Below are 21,449 nucleotides of genomic sequence, written 5' to 3'. Positions count from 1 at the left end.
CCGGTCTCACACCTGCCATTTTCCGCTTCGCGGCAACAGGTGTGTTAGGCGGCCTCGGCGCTGCCCCCTACCCTGCCCGCCTCTGATCGGGCGATCAGGTAGTCGCAAGCGCGTTGCGCGTCGGCCGCATGCTTGAAGATCGCGGTTTTGTCCGAACGCAGAACGCGCAGCCAGTTGTAGAGATACGCTGCATTCATCTCGAGCGTATGCGCTGTGAACCCAAGCTCCTGCCCGAGGAAGCAGGAGGTCAGCTCGGCCACGATCTCTTCGCGGGCATAGGAGGTGTCGCCAAACCGCGAGAGACCATAATCGCGGTTGAGCCGATGCGGCGCTTTTGTGGCATGCGCCAGCTCGTGCGCCCAGACCCCGTAGAAATTCCGTGGGTGATGGAACCTCTCAATAGAAGGCATGAAAACTTTATCGACGGGCGGCAGATAGTAGGCCTCGCCGCCCGCGAATACCGTGGTGATGTCGATCGCATCGAAGAATGTCTGCATGTGCGGGATGGGCTCGGACGGCGGATGCTCAGGCACCGGGTCCGGGTCGGGATGGAAGCTCTCCGGCAGGCCATCGATCTGGCAGGCATTGAACACGCGGTAGGATTTCTGGAAGCGGAAGATGCGGGCGTCCTCGGAGCGATCATCGCCGTCGCTGCGGTTGTCCTCGCCGCCCGCGTCTTTCCGGCTTTGACCGAAATAAACGACGACAGAGGACTTCTCGCCCTTGCGGACCTTTGCATCCAACGCATTGGCTTGCGGCAGCGTCATCCAGAAAGGAGAGCTGTGGCCCGCCATCACGGTCCGCATGGTCAGCAGGAAGTTATTCACCCCCTGGTAGGGTTCACCGCCCACGCGCAGGGGACGAGAGCTGCCACCTGCGGTCCATGGCTTGCGCCAAGGCAGAACGCCGCGCTCGATGATACGGATGACTTCGTTTGTGATGACCTCGGAGGCATCGAATTTGGACGTGCGGGATCGGGCCATCGCTGGCCTCCTTTCGAGATTTGGTGAGAGGGAATGGGGATCAGGTTGATCGATTGGGGCGCGGATCGTTGACAATCCTCGCGCCAAGCGCGTCGACCATGTCGATGTAGGTGGTCAGTGAATCGGACTTGCCGGGACCCGAAGAGTCAGGGTCGACCGATCCGTCCCGCGCCACGCGCGGCAGGTTCGCGAACGCGATGACATCGGTGACGGGTCGGATATCGATGAACGGGGTGCCACGTGAGACCGCAAGAGTGGCCAAGGGAAAGCGCTCGATCGGCAAGAAACTCGAAACGGTGGTCCAACCAAGATGGATGAATGTCCCGCCCTCTCCGCAGATCACATGCGCGTTTGGCAATGACGCCGCCTGCTTCAGATAGCCGAGGTCACGCAGGACGGTCTCGCGCTCGAGCCGCTGTGCCTGCCCCGTCTGGCCGGTTCGGCGTAGTTCTTTGTGTCGCCACCACGAGGCAGCGATTGCGCGCAGCACGCGCAAGACACCTGTTTGCATGGGAATGCCCTTCATCAGGAACGGCAGACCGGAATCCGGCCCGGACCCATCCGAGGGACCCCAAAGGCCCTCATCCGTCAGTCACAAAACCCGAAGAACACTTTCTCTTTTTCCGGCCCCTTTGGGCACACAACACAACCGAAAAGCCCGGCACATCTGCCGAAGCTATTGATTTCATGCAGCAATTCTAGATCGGCAACGCATATCGGCAAAACCTTGCTTGAAAGTACGAAATGTGTTTATTTTTCAATTACTTTGCAAACATGGAAGATCGGCAAAATGCTGGAAACACCCGCCAGGATCGAACCCTGCTTCTTCGAGGAGCATATTCCTACAGAACTGGCAGATCTTTCGGTCGACATCCAGAGGGAAGCCACCGGGCTGGGACAAGGGCTGCATCCTGACAGCGCAGCCGAGCTTGCCGATCTCGTCCGCGTGATGAACTGCTACTACTCCAACCTGATCGAAGGACACAACACGCGCCCCCGCGACATCGAAAGGGCGCTGGCTGGTGCCGAGCTTGAGGAAGAAACCCGTCCCCTCGCCCTTGAGGCCCGGGCGCACGTCATCGTTCAACGGGCCATCGACGAGATGCATCGCAAGGGCACCCTGCCCCGCCCCACATCCGTCGAATTCCTGACTTGGGTCCATAAGAGCTTCTACGACGAGATGCCGGATGAGTTTCGGGTCATCGAACATCCCGACGGCACACAAGAGCCCATCGTTCCGGGACGCATGCGCCAGGATGATGATCGGGAAGTTGCGGTCGGGCGCCACCTACCTCCTTCATCGTCGCGCGTCGCGGCATTCATGGACCATTTCGACAAACGATTTCAGATTGCGGCGCGATCTTCGAGCGGACGGATCATCGCGATCGCGTCTGCACATCACCGGCTGAACTACATCCACCCTTTCCCGGATGGTAACGGCCGTGTCAGCAGACTGATGTCTCATGCCATGGCCCTCACAGCGGGGATTGGTGGCCAAGGGCTCTGGTCCGTATCACGTGGGCTGGCCCGCGGGCTAACCGATCGGGGCGAGTACAAACGGATGATGGATCTGGCCGACAGTCCACGCCGCGGAGACCGCGACGGACGGGGGAACCTGTCAGAAGCGGCACTGAAGACGTATAGTGAATGGTTCCTAAAGGTGACGCTCGACCAGATCAGCTTCTCAGCAAGATTGTTCGATCTTGGCGGACTGGACCAACGGTATCGTCGTCTTGTTGCAGATACCATCGATGACAAGCGCGCACCGGAACTGATCTCGGCGGTTCTTCGGCATGGGGCACTGGAACGAGGTGACGCGCAGATTGTGCTCAAGACGTCCGAGCGTACTGCTCGCAACACGCTGAGTAAACTGACCGCCGCCGGATACATGACGTCCGCCTCGCCGAAGACGCCAGTTCGGTTGGCGTTTCCGTTGGATTATCGAGAGCGGCTCTTTCCAAACCTCTTTGGAGACGGTGACCTCCCACAATAACTTTAGGCATTTAGGGTGTAATGCCTGGCCGCCGATTTCTTCCATGGGCGGCCAGATTTTCATCAAGGCTTGCTCGTGTGTCATTTGTCCACCGCGGTGGACATCTGCTGGTCTGAGATAAACTGAAGAACCACCATGCGCCGCTACGTGCGTTTGGACAGTTTTGGTTGCCACAAGCGCCGCTTCTCGTTCGAAGTCCACCGCGGTGGACATTAGACAGTTCGCTCATTGTTTTCGGACAGTCGCTTGATCAAAGCTAATGGATCAAATTGGTTTTGCCTTTGACCCAGGGTGATACTGTGAAAATACGCTCCAAAATCCCTGATGCGTTTTCCAAGCTGTAGCATGATGAAGATCGCGCATGACGCTTTCTGAGCTCCTACAGCATTCTTGGCTTTCTCGAAAGTCTCTGGGTGAATGCCCATCATGGGTGCAAGTGTTCGAGCATGGTTTTCAATGTCCAACCAGTTTCTAAGTCTCTCTGTGGAGAACGATGTCGCCTGATCGCAGACTGAGGTCAGCAAGTCTGGTTTCAGGGCCTCAAGGCCTATGTTGCTATCTAAATCTTTTTTTTCTTCTTCAGACTTAGATTGATGCCGGACAGTTTGTCCGTCATTGGCGGGCAATTCCATAGTTTCAGGCGGGTCATCCGGGGTAGACAAACTCTGGCATTCTGCATCTGTATTGGCGAGCAGAGCGTGGTATTCGGGGAGGCTCAGCTTCCTGCGTAGAGCTTTCCGTGCGTGGTTGATGAATGCGTTGCTAGGATCGTGCTCTTCCAAATGGGCGAGCTTTGTAAGGATCTGTTTGCGGACAAATATCCGATCTCGCCGGTTATTCTCCATCTCTTGCGCGATGGCTATAAGCTCGCTCGCACGTTGGAGCAGGGGGGTGAGAGACAATCCATAACTGATGCACTCCCCGCCGGATGAGCGAACGCGGTAGCGCTTTCGGTTCGAGCTGTCATTGCGCTTGATGAATCCGAGTTCAACGAAGCGGTTGATGTGCCTCCGGAGTGTCCGTTCGTCGATTCCGCCAACGCGCTGGCAAAGTGAATTGTTAGACGCAAAAACCGTTTCGCCATGGCCAGGTTTCAGAAAACTGAGCATTGCTTGAAGTGTCTGTATGTGGCCAGGACGTAGACCAAACACGCTGCGTGCATCTCTCAGGGCTCTGAAGATGGTCCAGACGTCGGTTTCAGATGGGGGAAATGAGCCGCGGGTTGCATCAGCACCTGCGGCTTCGATCGAGAGTTTTGTAAATGCCATGGCTTGTTCACGACGACCGTTCGGCCCACAACTTCCCCGTCTCTTTCCTCGAATTTTCGCGGAAAAAGGCAAAAAATATCAGTCCACCGAATCGGTGACTCTTGACCGGTATGCTGGAGGTTGCTACATCAAAGATGCTAATCAGATGATGAGGGCTCTCCAGGGGAAACTTTGGGGGGCTCTTTTCTTTCGGGTCTTCGCTTTTCTCCTCTGCTCGTGTTGCTCTGTGTGGCCTGGGTTAGGACCCAGAGCCTCTCTCATTCCGCCACTGTACGAAGAGTTGCAAAAGCGTAGCTTCCGCGTGCTCTTCGAGCCATTGGCCGAATTCTGGATTGTCCTTCTTGGTGACCTTGAGCGCGATCGCCTTCTCATCGATTGTCAGCGTGCCCAATGAACTGCCGTTCTCATCATTGATGACCGAAGTCAGCCCACGATTGGGCGGCTTCTTGTCGCTACGTGCTTTGCTCGAGCAAGCCGAATAGACCGCTTGGAACTTTTCGGAACTAGGAGTGTCGTCGGGCAGGGCGGCGAGCGCCTCTTTGGCGATGTCCACCAAATCTACCTTCACCGACAAGGCAGCTAGATCACCCCACTGCCGTCGTCCGATCCCATGTGCTGGCCCGATGAGTTGAACAAGACCGTCTGGCAGTTGTTCTATGACGACCCTGTGGTTGGATACGCCTTGCCGGGTCAGACCTAGAGCATCTTGAATGACACCGGGTTTGTACCCGGATTCTTGCATCTCTTTGATAAAAAGAGACTTTTCTATAAAAGACGGATCAAGCCTGAGGTTGTTCTCCTGGCCTTGAGCGATCAGAGATGCGTCATCGTCCAAGGTTCGAACAATTGCCTTGACCGTTCCACCGACCTTACGGATCGCCGCAAGCCTGCGGCGGCCGTAGATGATGCGGTATCTGTCCGGTTGGGCAGATGGACGGACCATGATGGGCACTTGTTGGCCATGCTTGCGAATGCTCTCGGCCAACTCATCGATACTGGAATCTTCCAGCACCAACCGATCGCGCAGCCCATCCATGTCAATCTGATCGGGTTCGATATCGCGAATCGAGTTTGCTGTGATCTCGCGCAAAGAGTCGCGCAATCCTCCAACAGATCCCGGCAGCTTTGCCGCTTTTGGCGGGGTAGGGGAGGGGGCTCCGCTCTCCGTCTCATTCCTTGGAGGCTGGTTGAAGATGTTTCGGGCCATCAGCGACGCCCCCATGCCATTTGGATCGTCTGCTCTAGCTCATCGCCAACGCCATTCACGCTGGTCAGGGCGCGATCAATTGTCTTTCTGATGAATTGGCTTGGATCGACTTCGTAGACGGTCTGCTGGGTCATCCCCGCGTCGGAGATCGCCGTAGACTTCAGCATTGGCTCTGTCATGACCTGACCTGCCAGAATTGATCTCAGGTAGCCTGCCATTTGGGTCTGCGGACCGTCCGACGGTTCATATCTGGCAATCAGGAACTTGACAAAATCCCATGTGACACGCCGACCGATGGCTTCCTCCACGGCCTTGACCGTTTCTGAAGCAAGCTTCAGGAATTGGCTCATAGATGCGATGTCAAGCATGCCAGGTACCACGGTAACCAAAAGCCCCGTCGAGGCTGCCAGCGCAGTCAGGGTTAGAAACCCAAGCTGAGGCGGGCAGTCGATCAGGACGATGTCGTAGTTTGCCTCAACCTCTTCAAGCGCCAAGGCGAGGCGCTCTGCAAAGATGGGCTGTACGCGACGGGCGAGAGCGTTTGCGGTCTCGGTTTCGTACTCCGAGAGCATCAAACCGGCGGGCACCATGTCGAGCTTATGGAAGTAGGTCTTTTGGATGACGTTCGAGAGAGGAACTTGGTCCTCATATCTCAAAGCATCATAGATTGTGCCGCCATCGGCGAACTCAAGCTCGGGCCGAAAGCCGAAAAACGTGGTCAAACTTGCTTGCGGATCGAGGTCTAGGACCAGCACGCGGTAACCGCGCAAGGCATACCTTTGCGCAAGATGAATCGTTGCAGTAGTCTTTGATGAGCCGCCTTTGAAGTTGACGACGGATATCACCTGGAGACGATCGCCATCACGTCGACCTGGGCGGTAGCTTTCTGCGTTCTTTCCAGTGCGTCCAAGAACATCGCGCAACTCATCAATCTCTTGGGCTGTGTAGAACCGGTGTCCGCGGTTGTCTGTATGCACTTCCGGGAAGCTGCCGTCCTTGTGCCGGTTGCGCAGGTTAGATGTGCTTACGCGCAGGAGGCCGGCGACTTCGGTGGAACTGAAGCGACGTAGGGACTTTCGTTCTTCGGGTTCGAAAGCGATCTTCATCTGGCGATCCAAAGACTCAGCCAGATTGTCGGCAAATGCTCCGATATCGGAAGAGCCTATGCCTTGCGTGTATCCAATGTTACGATCATCCATGTCCTGCCGCCCACTCTCGGCCTCTGTTGAGGCTCTTAGTCATTCTGACGGTGTACAGCGTGTCTGACGCGTTTTGCCGTCAGAATGGGAATGCCACGATCCAGTGAGTCCGGCAAGAAGAATCTAAATGTAGTGTGAAAGTTATCCACAACACCTATAGGTGTTGTCGTGTAAAAAACTCAGCAAGTCATTGATATAGATATATTAAATGCAGATCTAACCAGATCGAGCCGCTACTCTGTTGAGTTGGCACATTAGCAGCTAACCCCAAGCAACTAATGGCACTTTCTGCCTCCTGCGGAGTTTTCTCCCGGTGAAATTTTTTGGATTCGGGTCAGAAGCTACATCTGATTTTGGCTCGATTCGTACGGCATGAGGCCAAGTCGTTCCGCCCGCTCCAACAGCATTTTCACCGAAGACGGCTGCCATCTTGTTCGGCCACGAGGCGTGCGTTCGCGCATCGCTTCCAGCCGGGTGCAGATCGCCTGAAGCGTGATGTCGGGGTCCGCGCCTTTGATGGCGGCGACAATCGCCGGCAGGCGATCGTCGGTTTCGCGGCGTCCAGCTCGGGCTAGGACCTCGGCGGGTAGAAACCCGTCGCGTACATATGCCTTCACGGCGCGGAGCAGGCGGCTTTGTGTCCAATGGCGATCTGGGGGCAGGGGGGCATTGATAATCCGCAGGATGTCTTCCCAAGCCATATCGGGGCGCAGGCGGCGCACATGGGGCACCCAATCCTGCGCGGTCTCGTTCAGGCGCTCCATGTAGCCGTCCTGTCGTGCCAGCCGCACCTTGCGCAGTGCGGCGGGGTCTTTGGTGCGAAGCCCAGGATTGCCACCAATGCGCCCTTTGGCGCGCGCAGAGGCAAGCCCGGCCTTTGTGCGCTCACGTATCAGAGCGCGCTCAAACTCGGCCGCAGCGCCCAGAACTTGCAGCGTGAATTTGCCCTGCGGCGATGAAGTGTCGATGGGGTCCTGCAGGGAGCGGAAGAAGGCGCCCTTGGCCTCCAGACGCTCGATCACCTCCAGTAAGTGCGACAGAGACCGCGCAAGTCGGTCGATCCGCACTACGACCAGCGTATCGCCGCCCTGGACGCGTTCGAGCACCCGCGCGAGCACAGGACGCGCGCGATTGCCGCCTGAGGCGTGCTCTTCGAAGATTTCGACGCATCCTGCGGTTTGTAGGGCCTCAGACTGGGGCAGGGGGGTCTGATCCTCTGTCGATACGCGTGCATAGCCTATCAGGGGCATGAAAACGGGCCGTTTGCAATTTAGGGTACCGTTATTAAACGACCGTTTGTAAACAGATGCAAGGGCGTGCTCTGTGGCGCTGTTCATCATAAAGCCGTTGGTTTCCATACGCTGAGCGCGATCAGAGAAATCTCGCAGACCACCGAGCGCGCGTGCTATATAAGGTATGCAGGCGCACTCTGACAAAACACTTGGGTAAAATGCAAAAGTGCCGTATTTTGCACATATGAAGCCTCAAGTTTCCACGCAGTATGATATTTTTGACGACCCTCTAGTGGATGCGGAGGGGCTCGAAGAGGCGTCTGAGGACGACCTGTGGTTCCTGCCCGGTCCGATGGAAGTGGAGCCGGAATATCTGCCGCCCGGACCGAGGGCAGAGCTGCGTGAAACCGCAGTCCTCGACGATTGGCGGAAGGCAGAGGCAGGCAATGCCGCCCATCTCGCCCGTGTGGCTGGCCGGATTGGCGCACTGGATGACCGTCTGCACCGTGGTCCGGAGGGCTGGCGGCACAGGCTCGCGCTGATGGAGGCGGCAGACCTCAGCTGGTTTGCAGGCGACCGAATTGGCCCGGATCGGCTGGCGCTCTGGATATCCATGCGCTTGTCCGGCGTGCAGGACGACACCGCAGCGCTCGCGCGTGTCGGATGGGCAGTGCGGCGTCTGACAGGCGGTCCCGGCCCAGGGGTGGACCTGTCCGCTTTCCTCGATCGCCGTGACCCCGAAAACATGGCGGATGAAGCCGAGCCCTTTGCGGATCGCGCGGGCGGTTGGCTTGACCTGATGGCGCAAGCCGCCGACCTGCACCCGATCACACGCGCCTGCATGGGGTTTCACCTCTGGAGCCTTGCGGGCCTCGGGCAACAGGGCGACCGGATGGAAGCGGCGGTTACCGCCGCACGCATTGCCGCCAGCGAAGGCCCGAGTTCGAATGGGGGGGGCCATCTTTGCGCCTCTGGCTACACGCGGGGCAGGGGGGCTGCGCGCCAGTGGCCCATCGGCTGAGCGCTTAGAGCGTTGGCTCGAGGGAATGGAAACAGCATGCCTGACAGCAATGCGACACCTCGACGATATCCAGGCATGGTCAGCTCGGGCGGAAACCATGATGGCCCCGCTCTCTGGCAAGACACCACCAGCATTGCGCGCCGTGCTGGCCGAATGGCCCCTCGTCTCCGCCCCAATGGCCGAGACCCTGACCGGTGCCAGCCGCGCCGCCGTCCAGCGCAACCTCGTCTGGATGGAAGCGCGGGGTTTGATCTGCGAAGTGACCGGGCAGGGCCGGTTCCGGATGTGGCGCACCACGACCTAAGAGATGAGCGTCATCGCTCGGTATCCTGACGGGTGCGTGCCAGTCGGCCAAAGTTCCGGTAGGAGGAGGCAAAGCCCGCCGGAACCTTGGCAATCAAGGTGCTCGAATTTGGAGATACTCCTCGCCAGTGCGCAAGGCCGCTGTGGCCGGCGCTTCCGTGCGGTTGTGCCTTCACCATCTATGATGACTGGTGAAGGCGGCGAGCAAGACGCCCGGTATTTTGGACACTGCGCGGCCCTGTTTGTCGTTGCTGCTTTGCCTGCCCCCGTCACCGTGCAAGTCAAAGTTCACCACACTGCCGTTCGCTGCTCAGGCGAAGCGGGCGATATGGCCTTCCTCCATAGCCAGCTTCGACAGGATCTGACTCTGCAGCAACCGTGGTCTCGGGAACAGGCCGGGTCAGGCTGGGCGGCGCGCCGATCTTTTCGTAGTAGCGGATGGTAAATTGCGGATCACAAGGATCGTGTGTGTTCACGAAAATATGTCCTTGAACCTCTAGCCACTAGAAGTCTTATCTAATCAAAGTGAACAGATACCGTTCTTGCCATAGATTGCTGGTGGGAACCGAAAGGGTAAGACATGCTGACAAGACGACACTTCATTCAAACAACAACGGCGCTATTCTCCGCGTCTGTTTCCAGCCCCCTGTTGGCCGATACCTGGCCCGCCGAGGCACAGAAGGCTGAATGGGACGCGCAAGTCACGCCGCCCGGATTCGATCCGGCCACGTCAAACCCTTGGGGCCTACACCCGCGCTTTTTGCCCCAGCGCGTGGTCGCGAAACCCGGACTCGTGCCAGGAGACATCCATGTCGATGCGGTCGCGCGTTATCTCTATCATATCGAGGAGAGCGGGACCGCAATGCGCTACGGTGTGGCCATTGCCCGGGGCAACCTATACGAGCCTGGGGTCTACACGATCAAACGCAAGGTGAGGTGGCCGCATTGGACACCGACCCAGAACATGATCGAGCGGGATCCGGAAAACGCACGATGGGCCGACGGGATGGAACCCGGCCCCGAAAACGCTTTGGGATCACGAGCCATCTATCTGTACGTCGGAGACCGCGACACTTATCTTCGAATACACGGCACGCCCTATCCGAGAAGTATCGGCGGTCGAGCCAGTTCGGGTTGCGTGCGGATGGTCATGGCTCACATTAACGAACTTTATCCCAACGTTGAGATCGAATCGACGGCACATTTGTACTCGGCGGAGGACAGTGTCACCGCGCGAAGTTGAGTGTGGTGCGTAGGTCTGAGGCGCGTTGATCCAACGTGTGGCGCGTCCTCAAGCTTCGCGTGCCACGCAGATCGGATTACCGTTCGCCGTGCGCAACGGCAGCAGCGTCGTTTCGACCGGCCCGCTGTGTTCGTACCAATAGCAGCCGTCTTCCGGCACGAGGCGCGCGGTTGCAACATCCTGATCCGGAGCAGCCATCGCAACCACGGCTTCGGGAACGTTGCCCGTCTGGTCTGCCGTGTCGTTCGGACCTGTCGGCTGGATGGCGCATCCTGTCGTGAGCAAAAGCGCCACCGCAACCATCATTTTTTGCTTCAGCATCAAAACCTGCATCGAGTTTCCTTTCTTTTCTGTTTTCTTAGTATCGGCTTTTTATGCCTCACGCCGTGATTGAGGCTGTCGTCGGACCGTCTAGCAAGAAAACAAACGGAAATACCACCGAACTTTTCTCTTGAAGCTCTAGCTACTGTAGGGGCTATGTCATTACAAAGCACCCGAATCCAGAGGTCCGTTCATGCCGTCCGACACCCACCGCCACGATCACGATCACGCCGAAGATGCCCAGGCAAGCGGCGGCAGTTGCTGTGGTAGCGCCGGAACGTGCGGCGACATCGCACCGACGACGCCCGCGCCAACCGGCGGGCGCAGTTTTCAGGTGTCTGGCCTCGATTGCGCCGAGGAGGTCGCGATCTTGAATAAGGTAATCGGCCCGCAGATCGGCGGGGCCGAGCATCTCGCGTTCGATGTGATCAACGGGAGGATGACCATTCTGGACAGCGCAAAGAGTGTATCGGACGACGAAGTTGCGGAACTTGTCGCGAGCACCGGCATGACCGCGAAGCCGTGGAATGCCGAGAACGCGTCGGTCGACCAAGCGGCCCATCTTGCACGACAGCGGCTGTTTACGGCTCTCAGCGGCGGCTTCTGGGCGGCGGGTTTTCTCTGGCACATCATCGAGACCGGTATGGGCGGGGCGCTCGGCCTCTTCGCGGGGCACGGCGAAGCGCCGATGCCGCTGGCCGAGGCAGGGCTTTTTGCAGTTGCTATCCTATTCGGCGTTTGGCTTGTGGCACCGAAGGCATGGTCGTCCGCACGTCGGCTGTCGCCCGACATGAACCTGCTGATGGTTGTCGCAGTCGCCGGAGCCATCGGGCTCGGTGAATTCTTCGAGGCAGCGACAGTGGCTTTTTTCTTTTCGCTGTCCCTCTTTCTCGAAAGCTGGAGCGTTGGGCGCGCGCGGAACGCGGTGTCGGCGCTCCTGGATCTTGCGCCACCTACGGCGCGCGTGATCCGCGATGACGGAAGCGAGACCGACATGCCGGCGGCGCAAGTCGCCGTAGGCTCAAGCTTTATTGTACGCGGTGGCGACCGTATCCCGCTCGACGGCGAGGTGACGGGTGGCGCGGGCGCGGTCGACCAAGCGCCGATCACCGGCGAAAGTGCTTTGATACCCAAAGAGGCCGGAGACGAGGTCTATGCGGGCACGATCAACGGCGAAGGTACACTAACGGTGCGCGCCACGAAGGCCGCCTCGGATACCGTCTTGGCCAAGATCATCCGCATGGTCGGCGACGCCCATGCCCGCCGCGCGCCGGTGGAACAGTGGGTGGCAAAGTTCGCCCGCATCTACACGCCTATCGTCATGGCTCTCGCCGTCGCAATTGCGCTACTGCCGCCGCTTATCTTCGGCGGAGCCTGGGATTACTGGTTCTACAATGCCCTCGTGCTGCTGGTGATCGCTTGCCCATGCGCTCTGGTCATCTCGACCCCTGTCTCCATCGTCGCAGCGCTCACCGCTTCGGCGCGGGCGGGCGTCCTTATCAAGGGCGGTGCCTATGTAGAGGCGCCGGGCAGGACGACGGCGCTGGCCATGGACAAGACCGGCACAATCACCATGGGCCAGCCGGAAGTGGCGACGGTGCACCCGCTGGGCGGGGCTTCAGCGCAAGATTTGATGACCCTCGCCGCAGGACTGGAGGCACGTTCGTCGCACCCTTTGGCGCGTGCCATTCTCGCGCGGGCGGAGGCCGACGGCGTCAAGGTGTCCGCCGCAGAGGATACCCGCACCATTCCCGGCAGGGGACTTGAAGGACGCACTGACGGACGGTCGATCTGGCTGGGGTCGGACCGGTTTGCCGAGGAGAAGGGTTTCGGCGACGCTATTCCGAAGGATCTGCGGGAGCGGATCGAAGGCGCCGGCAGCACCCTTGTCGCTGTCGGCGATGAATCCGGTGTGACCGGCATTCTTGAACTGCGCGATCGCATCCGCCCTGATGCCAAGGGCATCGTGGCGCAACTTCACGCGCAGGGCGTGAAGACCATCGTCATGCTGACCGGTGACAACGAGCGAACAGCGCGCGCCGTTGCCGCCGAGGTCGGTATCGACGAGGTGCGCGCTGAGCTTCTGCCCGAAGACAAGGTGACAGCCATCGAAGAACTGGTCAAAACTCATGACATGGTTGCCATGATCGGCGACGGGGTGAACGATGCTCCCGCAATGGCGCGCGCGCATTATGCCATCGCGATGGGTGCGGTCGGTTCTGACGCGGCAATCGAGACGGCGGACATTGCCCTTATAACCGACGACCTCGGCAAGGTGCCTTGGCTGATCGGTCATTCGCGCCGGACAATGTCGATTATCCATCAGAACATCGGTATTTCCTTGGCGACCAAGGGAGTTTTCGTTGTCGCTACCGCGTTCGGAATGGCATCGATGTGGGGCGCTATTGCAGCCGACGTGGGTGTGTCATTGCTGGTGGTGGCGAACGCCCTGCGCCTGCTTAACAGCCAAGAGGCCAAGGCACCGCCGTCCGGTGGCGAGCAGGTTGGGCCACAGATCGCAAAGGCCGCGCTTGCCCACGGACATTGATCACGCGGCATTTGCAAGGTAACATTATTTCCATATCAGACCTCACGAAAGAGGCATCGAGCAGTGAAAACCATCCGATTTCCCCGCCGCGCCGTCCTGTTGGGTGGCTTAGCGGCCTTTTTGTCGGGCTGTGCCGGCAAGTTCCGCAGCTATGACGGACCCGAAGTGACGCGACTTCGGCTCTACAAGGGACTGCGTTTGCTTGTTCTCGACGGATCCGATCGCGTGCTGCAAACCTATCCGATCGGGCTGGGCTTCGCTCCTCAGGGTCACAAGCAATTCGAGGGAGACGGTCGGACCCCGGAGGGCACCTACATAGTCGATAAGCGCAACCCTGAAAGTACGTATCATCTTTCAGTTGGCATCTCTTATCCGAATGAGGCCGACATCGCCTTTGCCGAAGCGCAGGGCCTTTCCCCCGGCGGCGACATCTTCATCCATGGTGGTCCACGCCCCGGCATCGACCCGACGGACATCCGCGACTGGACAGCTGGCTGCATCGCGGTCACAGATCGGCAGATCGAGGACATCTATGCAATGGTGAAGGACGGAACGCCTATCCACATCTATGCATGACGGTCTTTCTCATGCGGCGGTAGTTAGCCGTCGCATTGGCCGCCAGAGCCCAGCTCCACGAAGCCAAGATGAGCGCCAGCAACATCCAGTCCCCAAAAAGCGCATATGGCGTAGGCGGCCGCGCAGAGGGAAGATCAGCGTCGACTATGCCCCTTTCCCCGGTATCGAGCCGCGCAACGATCTCTCCGTTCGCGTCGATGACGGCAGAGATGCCCGTATTCGCGGCTCGGATGACAGGAAGGCCTTCCTCTACGGCGCGCATACGTGCGGAAGCCAGATGCTGCTCGGGTCCGATGCTGGTTCCAAACCAGGCATCGTTTGTCGCGTTAAAAATCCAGTCGGGTCGGAACAGGTCGTCGACCACATGGCCTGGGAAGATGATCTCATAGCAGATCGCCACGGCGACCAGCGGCACACCCGGAAGCGCAAGCGTTCGCAGGCCCGGTCCAGGCGTAAAATCGCCCAGCCCCGCTGTCAGCCGCTCGATCGGCAACCAGCCGCGGAATGGAGTGTATTCGCCAAAGGGCACGAGATGGTGTTTCGCGTATCCGGTCAGGATCTCACTGTTATCGTCAAAAGCCTGGACGGTGTTGAAATATCGGGTGCCATCCTCACTCGGTACACGGTCCGGCACTCCGGTGAGCAGCACGCTGCCGTCCGGAAGCGCAGCCGCGATACGGGATCGCGCCTGGGCATCCTCATCGAGGAAACCGGGAAAGGCAGTTTCCGGCCAGAGAAGAACGTCGAAATCGCCGGGCTGGGTTGAAAGCTCGATATAGCGCGCGAAGGTCGCCTCGCGGTTCTCGGGCGCCCATTTCTCCTCTTGGGGTACGTTGCCCTGAACGATGCGCAGGTCGACATCCGGTGGCTGTGGTGCATCCGACTGGAGGCGAAGCGTGCCGATGGCCCACATCGTTACGATGCCGGCCAGCGGCATGAGCGAGATGATCAATCGTTGTCGCCCGACCGCCATGAGAGCCGCGCCGGGGAGTGCCGCTACGAACACGGTGAGAAAGCTTAGCCCATAACTTCCCACCCAGGCGGCGGGCTGGCGAAGGGCGGCGTAATCAACAAGAGCGTAGCCGGCGAGGTTCCACGGAAAACCTGTCAGAACGTGACCGCGCAACCACTCGGCCGCGGTCCATGAGGTCGCGAACAGGAGGCAGGCCAGGAGACTGCCCATGGCTCCGCGCCGCGCGATTTCGACGAAGAGCACGGCGGCAATGGCCGGGAAAATCGCGAGACCTGCGGACAATCCCGCGACGGCCGGGATCGCCAGCGCCCCGAAACGCTCGGCCTCGACGTAGAAACTTTCCGCGATCCACGAAATCCCGAAACCGAACTGGCCGAGACCAAACGCCCAGCCGACGAGAAAAGCACGCCCGAAGGAGAGGTCGCGAAGACCGACAAACAACGCAGAATAGGCAACGGGAACAAGAAGCAGAATCGAGAAAGGCGGGAAGGTTAGAACGGTCAGCGGCCCGGCGGCGAAACCAAGCGTCATCCGCGAGAGCAGACGTTTGCGCAGAGCGAAGCAGTTCAGAATTGCCGGCTTCACGACTTGATCGGACGCCGCGCACTGATCCAGGGTGCGGCGAGCAAGAGCCCCACGCCACTGACGACAAACACATCGGCCATGTTGAAGGCAGGCCAATGCGTTGAGTTGATGTAGAAATCCAGGAAGTCCGTTACAGCCCGATACCGCACACGATCAATGACATTGCCCAAGGCTCCACCGATGATCGCTCCGTAAGCGAGCGTTTCAACCGCATTTTCGGCGCGAAACAGCATAACCCCCAGCCAGCCGCAGATGGCAAGAGCGAGAGCTATGAGGCTCCACCATGGTGCGCCGCCAAGTAATCCGAAAGTGACGCCATCATTGCGATAAAAGACAAGGTTAAAACCTGGAAACACGGCGATTCCAGTGCTTAAAGAGGCCGCATTCGCCACAACAATGGCTTTTGTGATCTGATCGATTACGAAAGCGGCAAGCGCCGCAAAAATGCCGATCACCGGAGATAGTTTATGCACTGGCATTGCGTCACCCCAACCAAACATCGAGAAAAAGCATCAAAACGAGCCCGACGGCCAAGCCGAGCGTTGCCTTGTTCTGATGGCCGCTGCGATGGGTTTCGGGGATGATTTCGTGGCTGATGACATAAAGCATGGCGCCTGCGGCAAAGGCCAAGCCCCATGGCAGCAGCGGTTCCGACAGTGTGATGATGCCGGCCCCGAGCAAACCGCCAATCGGCTCGACCATTCCCGTTAGCGCGGCGATGCCCCAGGCGCGCAGCTTCGGATATCCTTCGCCCAACAGGGATACCGCAACGGCCAGCCCTTCAGGCGCATTCTGAAGCCCGATGCCGATGGCGAGTGGCAGACCGCCTTCCATACCTCCGGAACCGAAGCCAACTCCGACCGCGAGGCCTTCCGGGAAGTTGTGGATCGTGATTGCGATGATGAACAGCCAGACCCGCCGTAAGGACGCCGCTTCGGGCCCTTCGCGTCCCGTTCTGAAATGCTCGTGCGGCAGCCTTTCATTCATCAATGCAACGGCCCCCATGCCCAAAAGGATCGAGACGCAAACGATGGCCGCAGGCATCGCGCCGTTCTCGAACATCGGCTCCGCCGCATCCAACGCCGGGATGATCAGAGAAAAGAACGAGGCTGAGAGCATGACGCCGGCAGCGAAGCCGAGCGACAGATCGCGCGTCGCCCGCGACGGGATGCGCCCGAACAGCACGGGAATTGCTCCGACTGCCGTGAGCGATCCGGCGGCAAGGCTTCCGAGAAAGCCGAGCATTATCGGAGACAGGTTTTCCATAAGCGGGCCAGATTATCCTTCGGCGTAGCTTGAAAAGACTTCGGTCGACCCGTCCTCGCGGATGAGGAAGACATCATAAGCTTCACGGTTTTCTTCCGGCCCCATGCCGGGCGAGCCATAGGGCATTCCCGGAACGGCGAGGCCGACGGCGTCCGGGCGTTCCTCAAGAAGGCGGCGGATATCAGCGGCCGGGACATGGCCTTCAATCACGTAGCCCTCTATGAGCGCGGTATGGCAGGAGACCATGCGCTGCGGCACGCCGTTGTCGAGCTTGAAACGAACCAGCGACCCGCCAAACATGTTCTCGCCCGTCGGCGCGAATCCGTTTTCCTCGAGATGGTTCATCCAGGACAGGCAGCAGCCGCATCCGTTGGTCTTGCGGACGTCTATCGCTGTTGCCTCTGCGAGGGCCTGGGCCGCCGGGAACAGGGCGAGCGCGATGGTCAGAGCTTGGGTCATGCGTTTCATGGGTCAGAGCCTTTCGGTTGTCGTCTGGGCAATTTCGCTGTCAAGGTTTTCAGTCAGAAGCGCGCGCGCCTCGGTCAGACGCAACAGCGCGGCGGTATCATCCACCTCGTTCTCTGCGGCTTCGGCGAGCCTGTCGTCAGAGAGAGGGTCAGTCGGACGCCCATCTACGAGGACTTCGTAGTGCAGGTTGGGACCTGTCGCTGTGCCGGTTGCGCCAACGCGGCCGATCACATCTCCCGCCGCCACGCGTTGGCCCTGTGTTAGGCCCTCCGACACGGCGCTGAGATGCGCGTAGCGCGTCATGGTCTCGGAGCCATGGGAGATTTCGACCACGCGTCCATAACCGCCTCGCCAGCCGATGAAGCTGACCCGGCCCGGTGCCGTCGTCCGTACCGGCGTCCCGCTTGCCGCGTCAAAATCGACGCCGGTGTGCATCCGGACGTTTCCGTAGACAGGATGTGTGCGGCGCCCGAACACCGAGCTGAGGCGCGCGCCCTCGACTGGCTGTGCAAAGACGCGAAGCACCTCGCCATCGACGTAGATCGTCGCCTGACCGCTGCCGTCGTCCGGCCAAACGATCTCGTAAAGCGAATCGCCGATTTCCAGTGCGGCGAAGGCGAGGTCCGGCTGTCCGATCTTGTCATCGCCGACGCGCGTCTCGCGCCAGAGAAGCCTTAGTGTCTCGCCTCCAGCCATCTCACGGCGGAAATCCACGGTTCCACCCAGCATTTGCGCAAGGTCCACGGCAAATCGGGCGGGGATGCCGGCATTGTCGAGTGCCGCGAAGATCGAGGTGTCGATCACGGCCTCCCCAGCAAGGGTTACGATCTCCGGATCCGGCGCCACGACCTGCGTGGACACCTGCTCGCCAAAAAGCACCTCGATCCGCACCCCGTCCTCGACGGCGAGCGAGACGGTGCGGGGGCTGCCATCCATAGTCGAAACAACAGTGACCGAATTCCCCGGCCGCAACCGTCGCAGATCGTATTCCGCGCCAAGTGCAAGGGCGACTTCCGCCCTGTCGGCTCCCGCAAGACCGGCTTCGGAAAGCAAGGAGTCGAGCGTTTCACCAGAAGAGATGTCGCGAGACCAAGTCAACAGGGGCGGTTCGATGGCCTGCATCGGCCTGTCAACAACAGCGGCCTGCAGCAGGGGCAAGGGGCCGAAGCCGGGTGTATCTTCCACCCACGCCGTAGCTGGCAGCGACAACGGAATATCCAGGCTCCGGGGAGCTTCAGGACGCTGGGGCATCCAGCTACCTGCCTGGGCAAGTTCTGGCGGCACGGGTTCTTTCGACAGAACATCGAAGAATGCGATAGCCGCCCCCGAAACGGTCCCCGCAAGCGCGACACCTGCCGCAAAAGTTCTGAGCCTCATGTCGCTCCCTCCGTTTCTTCTTCCAACGCGCGGCGGATCTTCGGTACCGCGAATTCCCTCGGTTCATGATAGTCAATCATGGTGACGAACCGTCCAGCGGCACCGAACAGGAAGACGCTGGCCGTGTGGTTCATCGTGTAGTCGCCGCCTTCCGTGGGCACCCGCTCGTAGGCAGCGCGGAAGCCGTCCGCGATGCGCGCAATCTGCCCCTCCGGTCCCGTCCAGCCGCGGATCGCTGGGTGGAAATAACTGACATATTCTGCCATCGCCTCGACGGTATCGCGCTCGGGATCGACCGTGATGAAAACCACGTTCAACTGTTTGGCTTCGTCTCCTAAATCGTCGAGCCAACCTGAAATGTCCGAGAGCGTGGTCGGGCAGACATCGGGGCAGTAAGTGAAACCGAAGAACGCCATCGTCGGTCGCCCGATCAGGGTTTCCGGCCCGACCTCGTTGCCTTCATGGTCAGTCAGGCGGAAATCCATCTCGGTCAGAGCCATAGGCCGCTGCTCGATAGGTTCGGGCGCACCGGGTCCGTCGACCCGCCACCAACCGACGAAGAGCGTCAAGGCAATTGCACCGGCACCGGCCGCGCCGTATCCTGCGATCGTCCTTCGTCGCATTAGTCTTCCGGTCCGCGTGCGGCGATGCCAAGGATCGGCACCTCGACTGTCACCTCGCCCCCGTCGACAAAAAGTAGGGTCAGCGGAAAGGTTTCCCCTTCCGTCATGGGTTGTTGTAGCCGCATCAACATCGCGTGGAGGCCGCCCGGCTCAAGCGCGACGCTCTCGCCCGGGGCGATCGCGATCTCACCTGCCGCGCTCATGGAACTCACACCTTCGGCATTGGTCTTCGTCTCGTGGATCTCGGGCATCATCGCGAGGGGTGTTGAAAGACCAATCAGCGTCACCGGCTCGTCGCCAGTGTTGCGGATCGTCATGTAGGCGGCCCCGGGGCGGTTCATCCCTATGGAGGCGCGGGACCAGGCGCTTTCGACGACGACATCCACGGGTCCGGCCAGTGCGGGTACTGAGAGCCCTCCAAAGGTCAAGAGCGCGGCCAGTGTGCCCGTCATAATAATCTTTTTCATCGTTTTGGTCCTGCCTTTTCCATTCAGCTTTGCACGGCGGCAACTTCCGCGGCCACTAATCGACGCAGTTCTGCCTCCCCGAATGGATCGAGCGACTTGCCGTTTACAAAGAAAGTAGGAGTCTGGCGAACTCCCACGGTTTCGACGTCCGCACGATCCTGATTCAGGATCGCAACGACATCCGGTGCCAGCATTTGCGTGCGCGCGGCCTCTGCATCGAGTCCGGCAGTGGCGGCGATCTGGAGGATCAGACCGGGCTCAGGCGCGCCGTGCGACGCCCATCTCGGCTGATCCCGCAGAACGGCTTCGAGCACCGGCTCGTAAACGCCTTGCATGCGTGCTGCCTCGAGCACGCGGATCGCTTCCTCGGATGCCTCGCCATGAAACGCGGTGTAGCGGATAACGACGCGGACGGCATCTCCATGCTGTGCCATGATGTCCTTCACGATCGGATGGAAGGCGCGGCAAGCCTCGCAGGCCGGGTCAAAGAATTCGACAATCGTGACGGGCGCGTCGGCAGGTCCGAGGATGGGCGAGTAAGAGCGGATCATCGCGTCCGCGAGTTCCGGCGCAACGGTTTTTGCTTCGGCCGCGGGGCCGGGGCGAGTCGCGTACCAAGTGGCTCCGCCGAAACCGGCAACGCCGAGGGCGAGAACGGACAGGATTAAGCCGCGTCGATTCATGTTTGTGTTTCCTTCAATGAAAGGGCCGACAGGAACCCGATCAGCGCGAAGGCGGCCAGCGCCATCAGCGGGATCGGGATGCCGAAGACCAATTGGTTATCATCGGTGCACGAGGGGCCGGTGGCCGTGCAGGGCTGGATACGTTCGGGGATCAGGCCCGCGTAGAGGCCCATGTGCCACAGGGCGACCACGCCACCACCAAGCGCCAGAGCGATGCCATAGCGCCCGACGCTGCCGTCTCGCCACCAAAGGCCGAGGCCGAGAATGATCGCGAGCGGGAACATGAAGGCGCGCTGGAACCAGCACAACACGCAGGGTGTCTGCCCCATCACTTCGCCGATGAAAAGTACAGCAAGCGAGGCGACGAGGGCAACGATCCATGCCAGCCCGAGGGCGGTTTCTGCGGGTACGCGGTTCATGTCGGTCAGATCCTCTCTTCCAGATCGGCGAGAATCTCTTCAGCGGACGTGCCATAGGGCCATGAGTCTGCAAAGCCTGCCTCGGGGTCGAACAGAAACAGATGCGACGTGTGGCCCATTGTGTAGCCATCCGGCGCTGTGGCCTCTTCGATGCGTTCAAAGAAGATCGGAAACGTTTCGGATGTAGCGGCGATCTGTTCGGGCGTACCTGTCAGCCCGATGATGTTCGCATCGAACAGCGGAACGAATTCGGCGAGTGCCATGGGCGTGTCCCGTTCGGGGTCGATGGTTATGAAAATCGGCTGGACCCTCGCGGCATTGTCGCCCAGACCGTCCATCACCGCCGCGACCTCAGACAGTGTCGTCGGGCAGACATCGGGGCAGTTGCTGAAGCCGAAAAATACCAACATCCAACGCCCCGAAAAGTCTTCTTCCGTTCGAACCACACCTTGGTGGTCCGTCAATTCGAATGCAGCGACAAACGCTGGATCGGTGTCGGTTCGGGCGCGGTCAGCGCGATAGTCCGACCAGAGCAAAAACCATACGAAGGCAAGCGACGCGACGCCTGCCAAAACCCAAAGAAATTTCTGTGCCGATGTGAGGGACAATCCTGTGCGCCTGATTTTGATTCTTGATTATTGCCGCGTTTACATCCTCTAGCTACTAGAGGTTCAAGCGCGAAATCACGTTGTGG

22 protein-coding genes and 1 pseudogene are annotated in these 21,449 nt (G+C 59.7%); 5 read left to right on the top strand and 18 right to left on the bottom strand.

What is annotated here, in order from left to right; all coding sequences use genetic code 11:
• Window positions 1-44: 44 nt before the first annotated feature.
• Window positions 45-983, bottom strand: a complete 939-nt coding sequence (locus AN189_RS14495) for an ArdC family protein (protein ID WP_056037258.1) — start codon at window positions 981-983, stop codon at window positions 45-47.
• Window positions 984-1,023: 40 nt separating this feature from the next.
• A complete protein-coding gene (locus AN189_RS14490; RefSeq protein ID WP_055296347.1) occupies window positions 1,024-1,509 on the bottom strand; it encodes a hypothetical protein in 486 nt (161 codons plus the stop codon).
• A 264-nt stretch (window positions 1,510-1,773) separates the two neighbouring features.
• Here AN189_RS14490 and AN189_RS14485 point away from each other — a divergent pair, with 264 nt between their 5' ends.
• The gene (locus tag AN189_RS14485; RefSeq protein WP_056037255.1) at window positions 1,774-2,976 is read left to right on the top strand and encodes a Fic family protein; all 1,203 of its coding nucleotides are present in this window, start codon (window positions 1,774-1,776) and stop codon (window positions 2,974-2,976) included.
• 212 nt (window positions 2,977-3,188) lie between these two features.
• Here AN189_RS14485 and repC read toward each other — a convergent pair whose 3' ends face one another.
• The 4 genes from repC to AN189_RS14465 form a co-directional block, all read right to left on the bottom strand.
• Window positions 3,189-4,244 (bottom strand): plasmid replication protein RepC, encoded by a 1,056-nt coding sequence (repC, locus tag AN189_RS14480; RefSeq protein WP_009807963.1) that lies wholly within the window; start codon window positions 4,242-4,244, stop codon window positions 3,189-3,191.
• 238 nt (window positions 4,245-4,482) lie between these two features.
• Window positions 4,483-5,451 (bottom strand): plasmid partitioning protein RepB, encoded by a 969-nt coding sequence (repB, locus tag AN189_RS14475; protein WP_024099295.1) that lies wholly within the window; start codon window positions 5,449-5,451, stop codon window positions 4,483-4,485.
• Entirely contained in the window at window positions 5,451-6,650 is a 1,200-nt protein-coding gene (repA, locus tag AN189_RS14470) for a plasmid partitioning protein RepA (RefSeq protein ID WP_056037252.1), read from the bottom strand. Before repA ends, repB begins: the two co-directional genes overlap by 1 nt.
• A gap of 341 nt (window positions 6,651-6,991) precedes the next feature.
• The gene (locus tag AN189_RS14465; RefSeq protein ID WP_056037293.1) at window positions 6,992-7,900 is read right to left on the bottom strand and encodes a recombinase family protein; all 909 of its coding nucleotides are present in this window, start codon (window positions 7,898-7,900) and stop codon (window positions 6,992-6,994) included.
• Window positions 7,901-8,126: 226 nt separating this feature from the next.
• On the opposite strand from AN189_RS14465, the pseudogene AN189_RS14460 reads away from it, so the two are divergent.
• Window positions 8,127-9,207 (top strand): annotated as a pseudogene (locus tag AN189_RS14460) (hypothetical protein).
• Between the two features lie 280 nt (window positions 9,208-9,487).
• On the opposite strand, the gene AN189_RS19195 reads toward AN189_RS14460, so the two are convergent.
• Window positions 9,488-9,682 (bottom strand): hypothetical protein, encoded by a 195-nt coding sequence (locus tag AN189_RS19195; RefSeq protein ID WP_157057505.1) that lies wholly within the window; start codon window positions 9,680-9,682, stop codon window positions 9,488-9,490.
• A 104-nt stretch (window positions 9,683-9,786) separates the two neighbouring features.
• On the opposite strand from AN189_RS19195, the gene AN189_RS14455 reads away from it, so the two are divergent.
• Window positions 9,787-10,449, top strand: coding sequence for a L,D-transpeptidase (locus AN189_RS14455; RefSeq protein ID WP_027238623.1), 663 nt, complete (start codon window positions 9,787-9,789; stop codon window positions 10,447-10,449).
• A 48-nt stretch (window positions 10,450-10,497) separates the two neighbouring features.
• On the opposite strand, the gene AN189_RS14450 is transcribed toward AN189_RS14455, so the two are convergent.
• On the bottom strand, window positions 10,498-10,782 hold the full coding sequence (locus tag AN189_RS14450; protein WP_040182668.1) for a hypothetical protein: 285 nt from the start codon (window positions 10,780-10,782) through the stop codon (window positions 10,498-10,500).
• Between the two features lie 181 nt (window positions 10,783-10,963).
• Between AN189_RS14450 and AN189_RS14445 the strand changes: the two genes are divergently transcribed.
• Both AN189_RS14445 and AN189_RS14440 read left to right on the top strand, forming a co-directional pair.
• The gene (locus AN189_RS14445) at window positions 10,964-13,318 is read left to right on the top strand and encodes a cation-translocating P-type ATPase (RefSeq protein WP_056037250.1); all 2,355 of its coding nucleotides are present in this window, start codon (window positions 10,964-10,966) and stop codon (window positions 13,316-13,318) included.
• Between the two features lie 63 nt (window positions 13,319-13,381).
• Window positions 13,382-13,894 carry a murein L,D-transpeptidase family protein gene (locus tag AN189_RS14440; protein ID WP_056037245.1) on the top strand — a complete coding sequence of 171 codons (513 nt, stop codon included), beginning with the start codon at window positions 13,382-13,384 and terminating at the stop codon, window positions 13,892-13,894.
• Here AN189_RS14440 and lnt read toward each other — a convergent pair.
• From lnt to AN189_RS14390, 10 genes are read right to left on the bottom strand one after another with little or no spacing between them, the layout of a single operon-like run.
• A complete protein-coding gene (gene lnt / locus AN189_RS14435; protein ID WP_253279631.1) occupies window positions 13,875-15,452 on the bottom strand; it encodes an apolipoprotein N-acyltransferase in 1,578 nt (525 codons plus the stop codon). The two genes, AN189_RS14440 and lnt, sit on opposite strands and share 20 nt — an antisense overlap.
• Window positions 15,449-15,952, bottom strand: a complete 504-nt coding sequence (gene lspA, locus AN189_RS14430; RefSeq protein WP_216597750.1) for a signal peptidase II — start codon at window positions 15,950-15,952, stop codon at window positions 15,449-15,451. Before lspA ends, lnt begins: the two co-directional genes overlap by 4 nt.
• On the bottom strand, window positions 15,936-16,718 hold the full coding sequence (locus AN189_RS14425) for a ZIP family metal transporter (RefSeq protein ID WP_027238629.1): 783 nt from the start codon (window positions 16,716-16,718) through the stop codon (window positions 15,936-15,938). Before AN189_RS14425 ends, lspA begins: the two co-directional genes overlap by 17 nt.
• Before the next feature lie 12 nt (window positions 16,719-16,730).
• Window positions 16,731-17,186 (bottom strand): DUF411 domain-containing protein, encoded by a 456-nt coding sequence (locus AN189_RS14420; protein ID WP_009807976.1) that lies wholly within the window; start codon window positions 17,184-17,186, stop codon window positions 16,731-16,733.
• A gap of 3 nt (window positions 17,187-17,189) precedes the next feature.
• A complete protein-coding gene (locus AN189_RS14415) occupies window positions 17,190-18,563 on the bottom strand; it encodes a M23 family metallopeptidase (protein WP_056037242.1) in 1,374 nt (457 codons plus the stop codon).
• Window positions 18,560-19,186 (bottom strand): SCO family protein, encoded by a 627-nt coding sequence (locus tag AN189_RS14410; protein ID WP_009807978.1) that lies wholly within the window; start codon window positions 19,184-19,186, stop codon window positions 18,560-18,562. Before AN189_RS14410 ends, AN189_RS14415 begins: the two co-directional genes overlap by 4 nt.
• Window positions 19,186-19,653, bottom strand: coding sequence for a copper chaperone PCu(A)C (locus tag AN189_RS14405; RefSeq protein WP_009807979.1), 468 nt, complete (start codon window positions 19,651-19,653; stop codon window positions 19,186-19,188). The genes AN189_RS14410 and AN189_RS14405 overlap by 1 nt, the downstream gene beginning before the upstream one ends.
• A 23-nt stretch (window positions 19,654-19,676) precedes the next feature.
• Window positions 19,677-20,336: a thioredoxin domain-containing protein gene (locus AN189_RS14400; protein ID WP_009807980.1), complete on the bottom strand. Its 660-nt coding sequence runs from the start codon at window positions 20,334-20,336 to the stop codon at window positions 19,677-19,679.
• On the bottom strand, window positions 20,333-20,755 hold the full coding sequence (locus AN189_RS14395; protein WP_050525818.1) for a disulfide bond formation protein B: 423 nt from the start codon (window positions 20,753-20,755) through the stop codon (window positions 20,333-20,335). Before AN189_RS14395 ends, AN189_RS14400 begins: the two co-directional genes overlap by 4 nt.
• A gap of 5 nt (window positions 20,756-20,760) precedes the next feature.
• On the bottom strand, window positions 20,761-21,327 hold the full coding sequence (locus tag AN189_RS14390) for an SCO family protein (RefSeq protein ID WP_050525832.1): 567 nt from the start codon (window positions 21,325-21,327) through the stop codon (window positions 20,761-20,763).
• Between the last annotated feature and the right edge of the window lie 122 nt (window positions 21,328-21,449).

It is taken from the genome of Loktanella sp. 3ANDIMAR09, assembly GCF_001420005.1.
In the GTDB taxonomy this organism is placed as follows: domain Bacteria; phylum Pseudomonadota; class Alphaproteobacteria; order Rhodobacterales; family Rhodobacteraceae; genus Loktanella.
This window is presented reverse-complemented; position numbering and strand designations above follow the sequence as displayed.

What these genes read in the sequence shown, in the direction of transcription:
- AN189_RS14495 (WP_056037258.1), bottom strand. Translation starts at nt 983, where the DNA reads ATGGCCCGATCCCGCACGTCCAAATTCGATGCCTCCGAGGTCATCACA.
- AN189_RS14490 (WP_055296347.1), bottom strand. Translation starts at nt 1,509, where the DNA reads ATGAAGGGCATTCCCATGCAAACAGGTGTCTTGCGCGTGCTGCGCGCA.
- AN189_RS14485 (WP_056037255.1), top strand. Translation starts at nt 1,774, where the DNA reads ATGCTGGAAACACCCGCCAGGATCGAACCCTGCTTCTTCGAGGAGCAT.
- repC (WP_009807963.1), bottom strand. Translation starts at nt 4,244, where the DNA reads ATGGCATTTACAAAACTCTCGATCGAAGCCGCAGGTGCTGATGCAACC.
- repB (WP_024099295.1), bottom strand. Translation starts at nt 5,451, where the DNA reads ATGGCCCGAAACATCTTCAACCAGCCTCCAAGGAATGAGACGGAGAGC.
- repA (WP_056037252.1), bottom strand. Translation starts at nt 6,650, where the DNA reads ATGGATGATCGTAACATTGGATACACGCAAGGCATAGGCTCTTCCGAT.
- AN189_RS14465 (WP_056037293.1), bottom strand. Translation starts at nt 7,900, where the DNA reads ATGCCCCTGATAGGCTATGCACGCGTATCGACAGAGGATCAGACCCCC.
- AN189_RS14455 (WP_027238623.1), top strand. Translation starts at nt 9,787, where the DNA reads ATGCTGACAAGACGACACTTCATTCAAACAACAACGGCGCTATTCTCC.
- AN189_RS14450 (WP_040182668.1), bottom strand. Translation starts at nt 10,782, where the DNA reads ATGCAGGTTTTGATGCTGAAGCAAAAAATGATGGTTGCGGTGGCGCTT.
- AN189_RS14445 (WP_056037250.1), top strand. Translation starts at nt 10,964, where the DNA reads ATGCCGTCCGACACCCACCGCCACGATCACGATCACGCCGAAGATGCC.
- lspA (WP_216597750.1), bottom strand. Translation starts at nt 15,952, where the DNA reads ATGTTTGGTTGGGGTGACGCAATGCCAGTGCATAAACTATCTCCGGTG.
- AN189_RS14425 (WP_027238629.1), bottom strand. Translation starts at nt 16,718, where the DNA reads ATGGAAAACCTGTCTCCGATAATGCTCGGCTTTCTCGGAAGCCTTGCC.
- AN189_RS14420 (WP_009807976.1), bottom strand. Translation starts at nt 17,186, where the DNA reads ATGAAACGCATGACCCAAGCTCTGACCATCGCGCTCGCCCTGTTCCCG.
- AN189_RS14415 (WP_056037242.1), bottom strand. Translation starts at nt 18,563, where the DNA reads ATGAGGCTCAGAACTTTTGCGGCAGGTGTCGCGCTTGCGGGGACCGTT.
- AN189_RS14410 (WP_009807978.1), bottom strand. Translation starts at nt 19,186, where the DNA reads ATGCGACGAAGGACGATCGCAGGATACGGCGCGGCCGGTGCCGGTGCA.
- AN189_RS14405 (WP_009807979.1), bottom strand. Translation starts at nt 19,653, where the DNA reads ATGAAAAAGATTATTATGACGGGCACACTGGCCGCGCTCTTGACCTTT.
- AN189_RS14400 (WP_009807980.1), bottom strand. Translation starts at nt 20,336, where the DNA reads ATGAATCGACGCGGCTTAATCCTGTCCGTTCTCGCCCTCGGCGTTGCC.
- AN189_RS14395 (WP_050525818.1), bottom strand. Translation starts at nt 20,755, where the DNA reads ATGAACCGCGTACCCGCAGAAACCGCCCTCGGGCTGGCATGGATCGTT.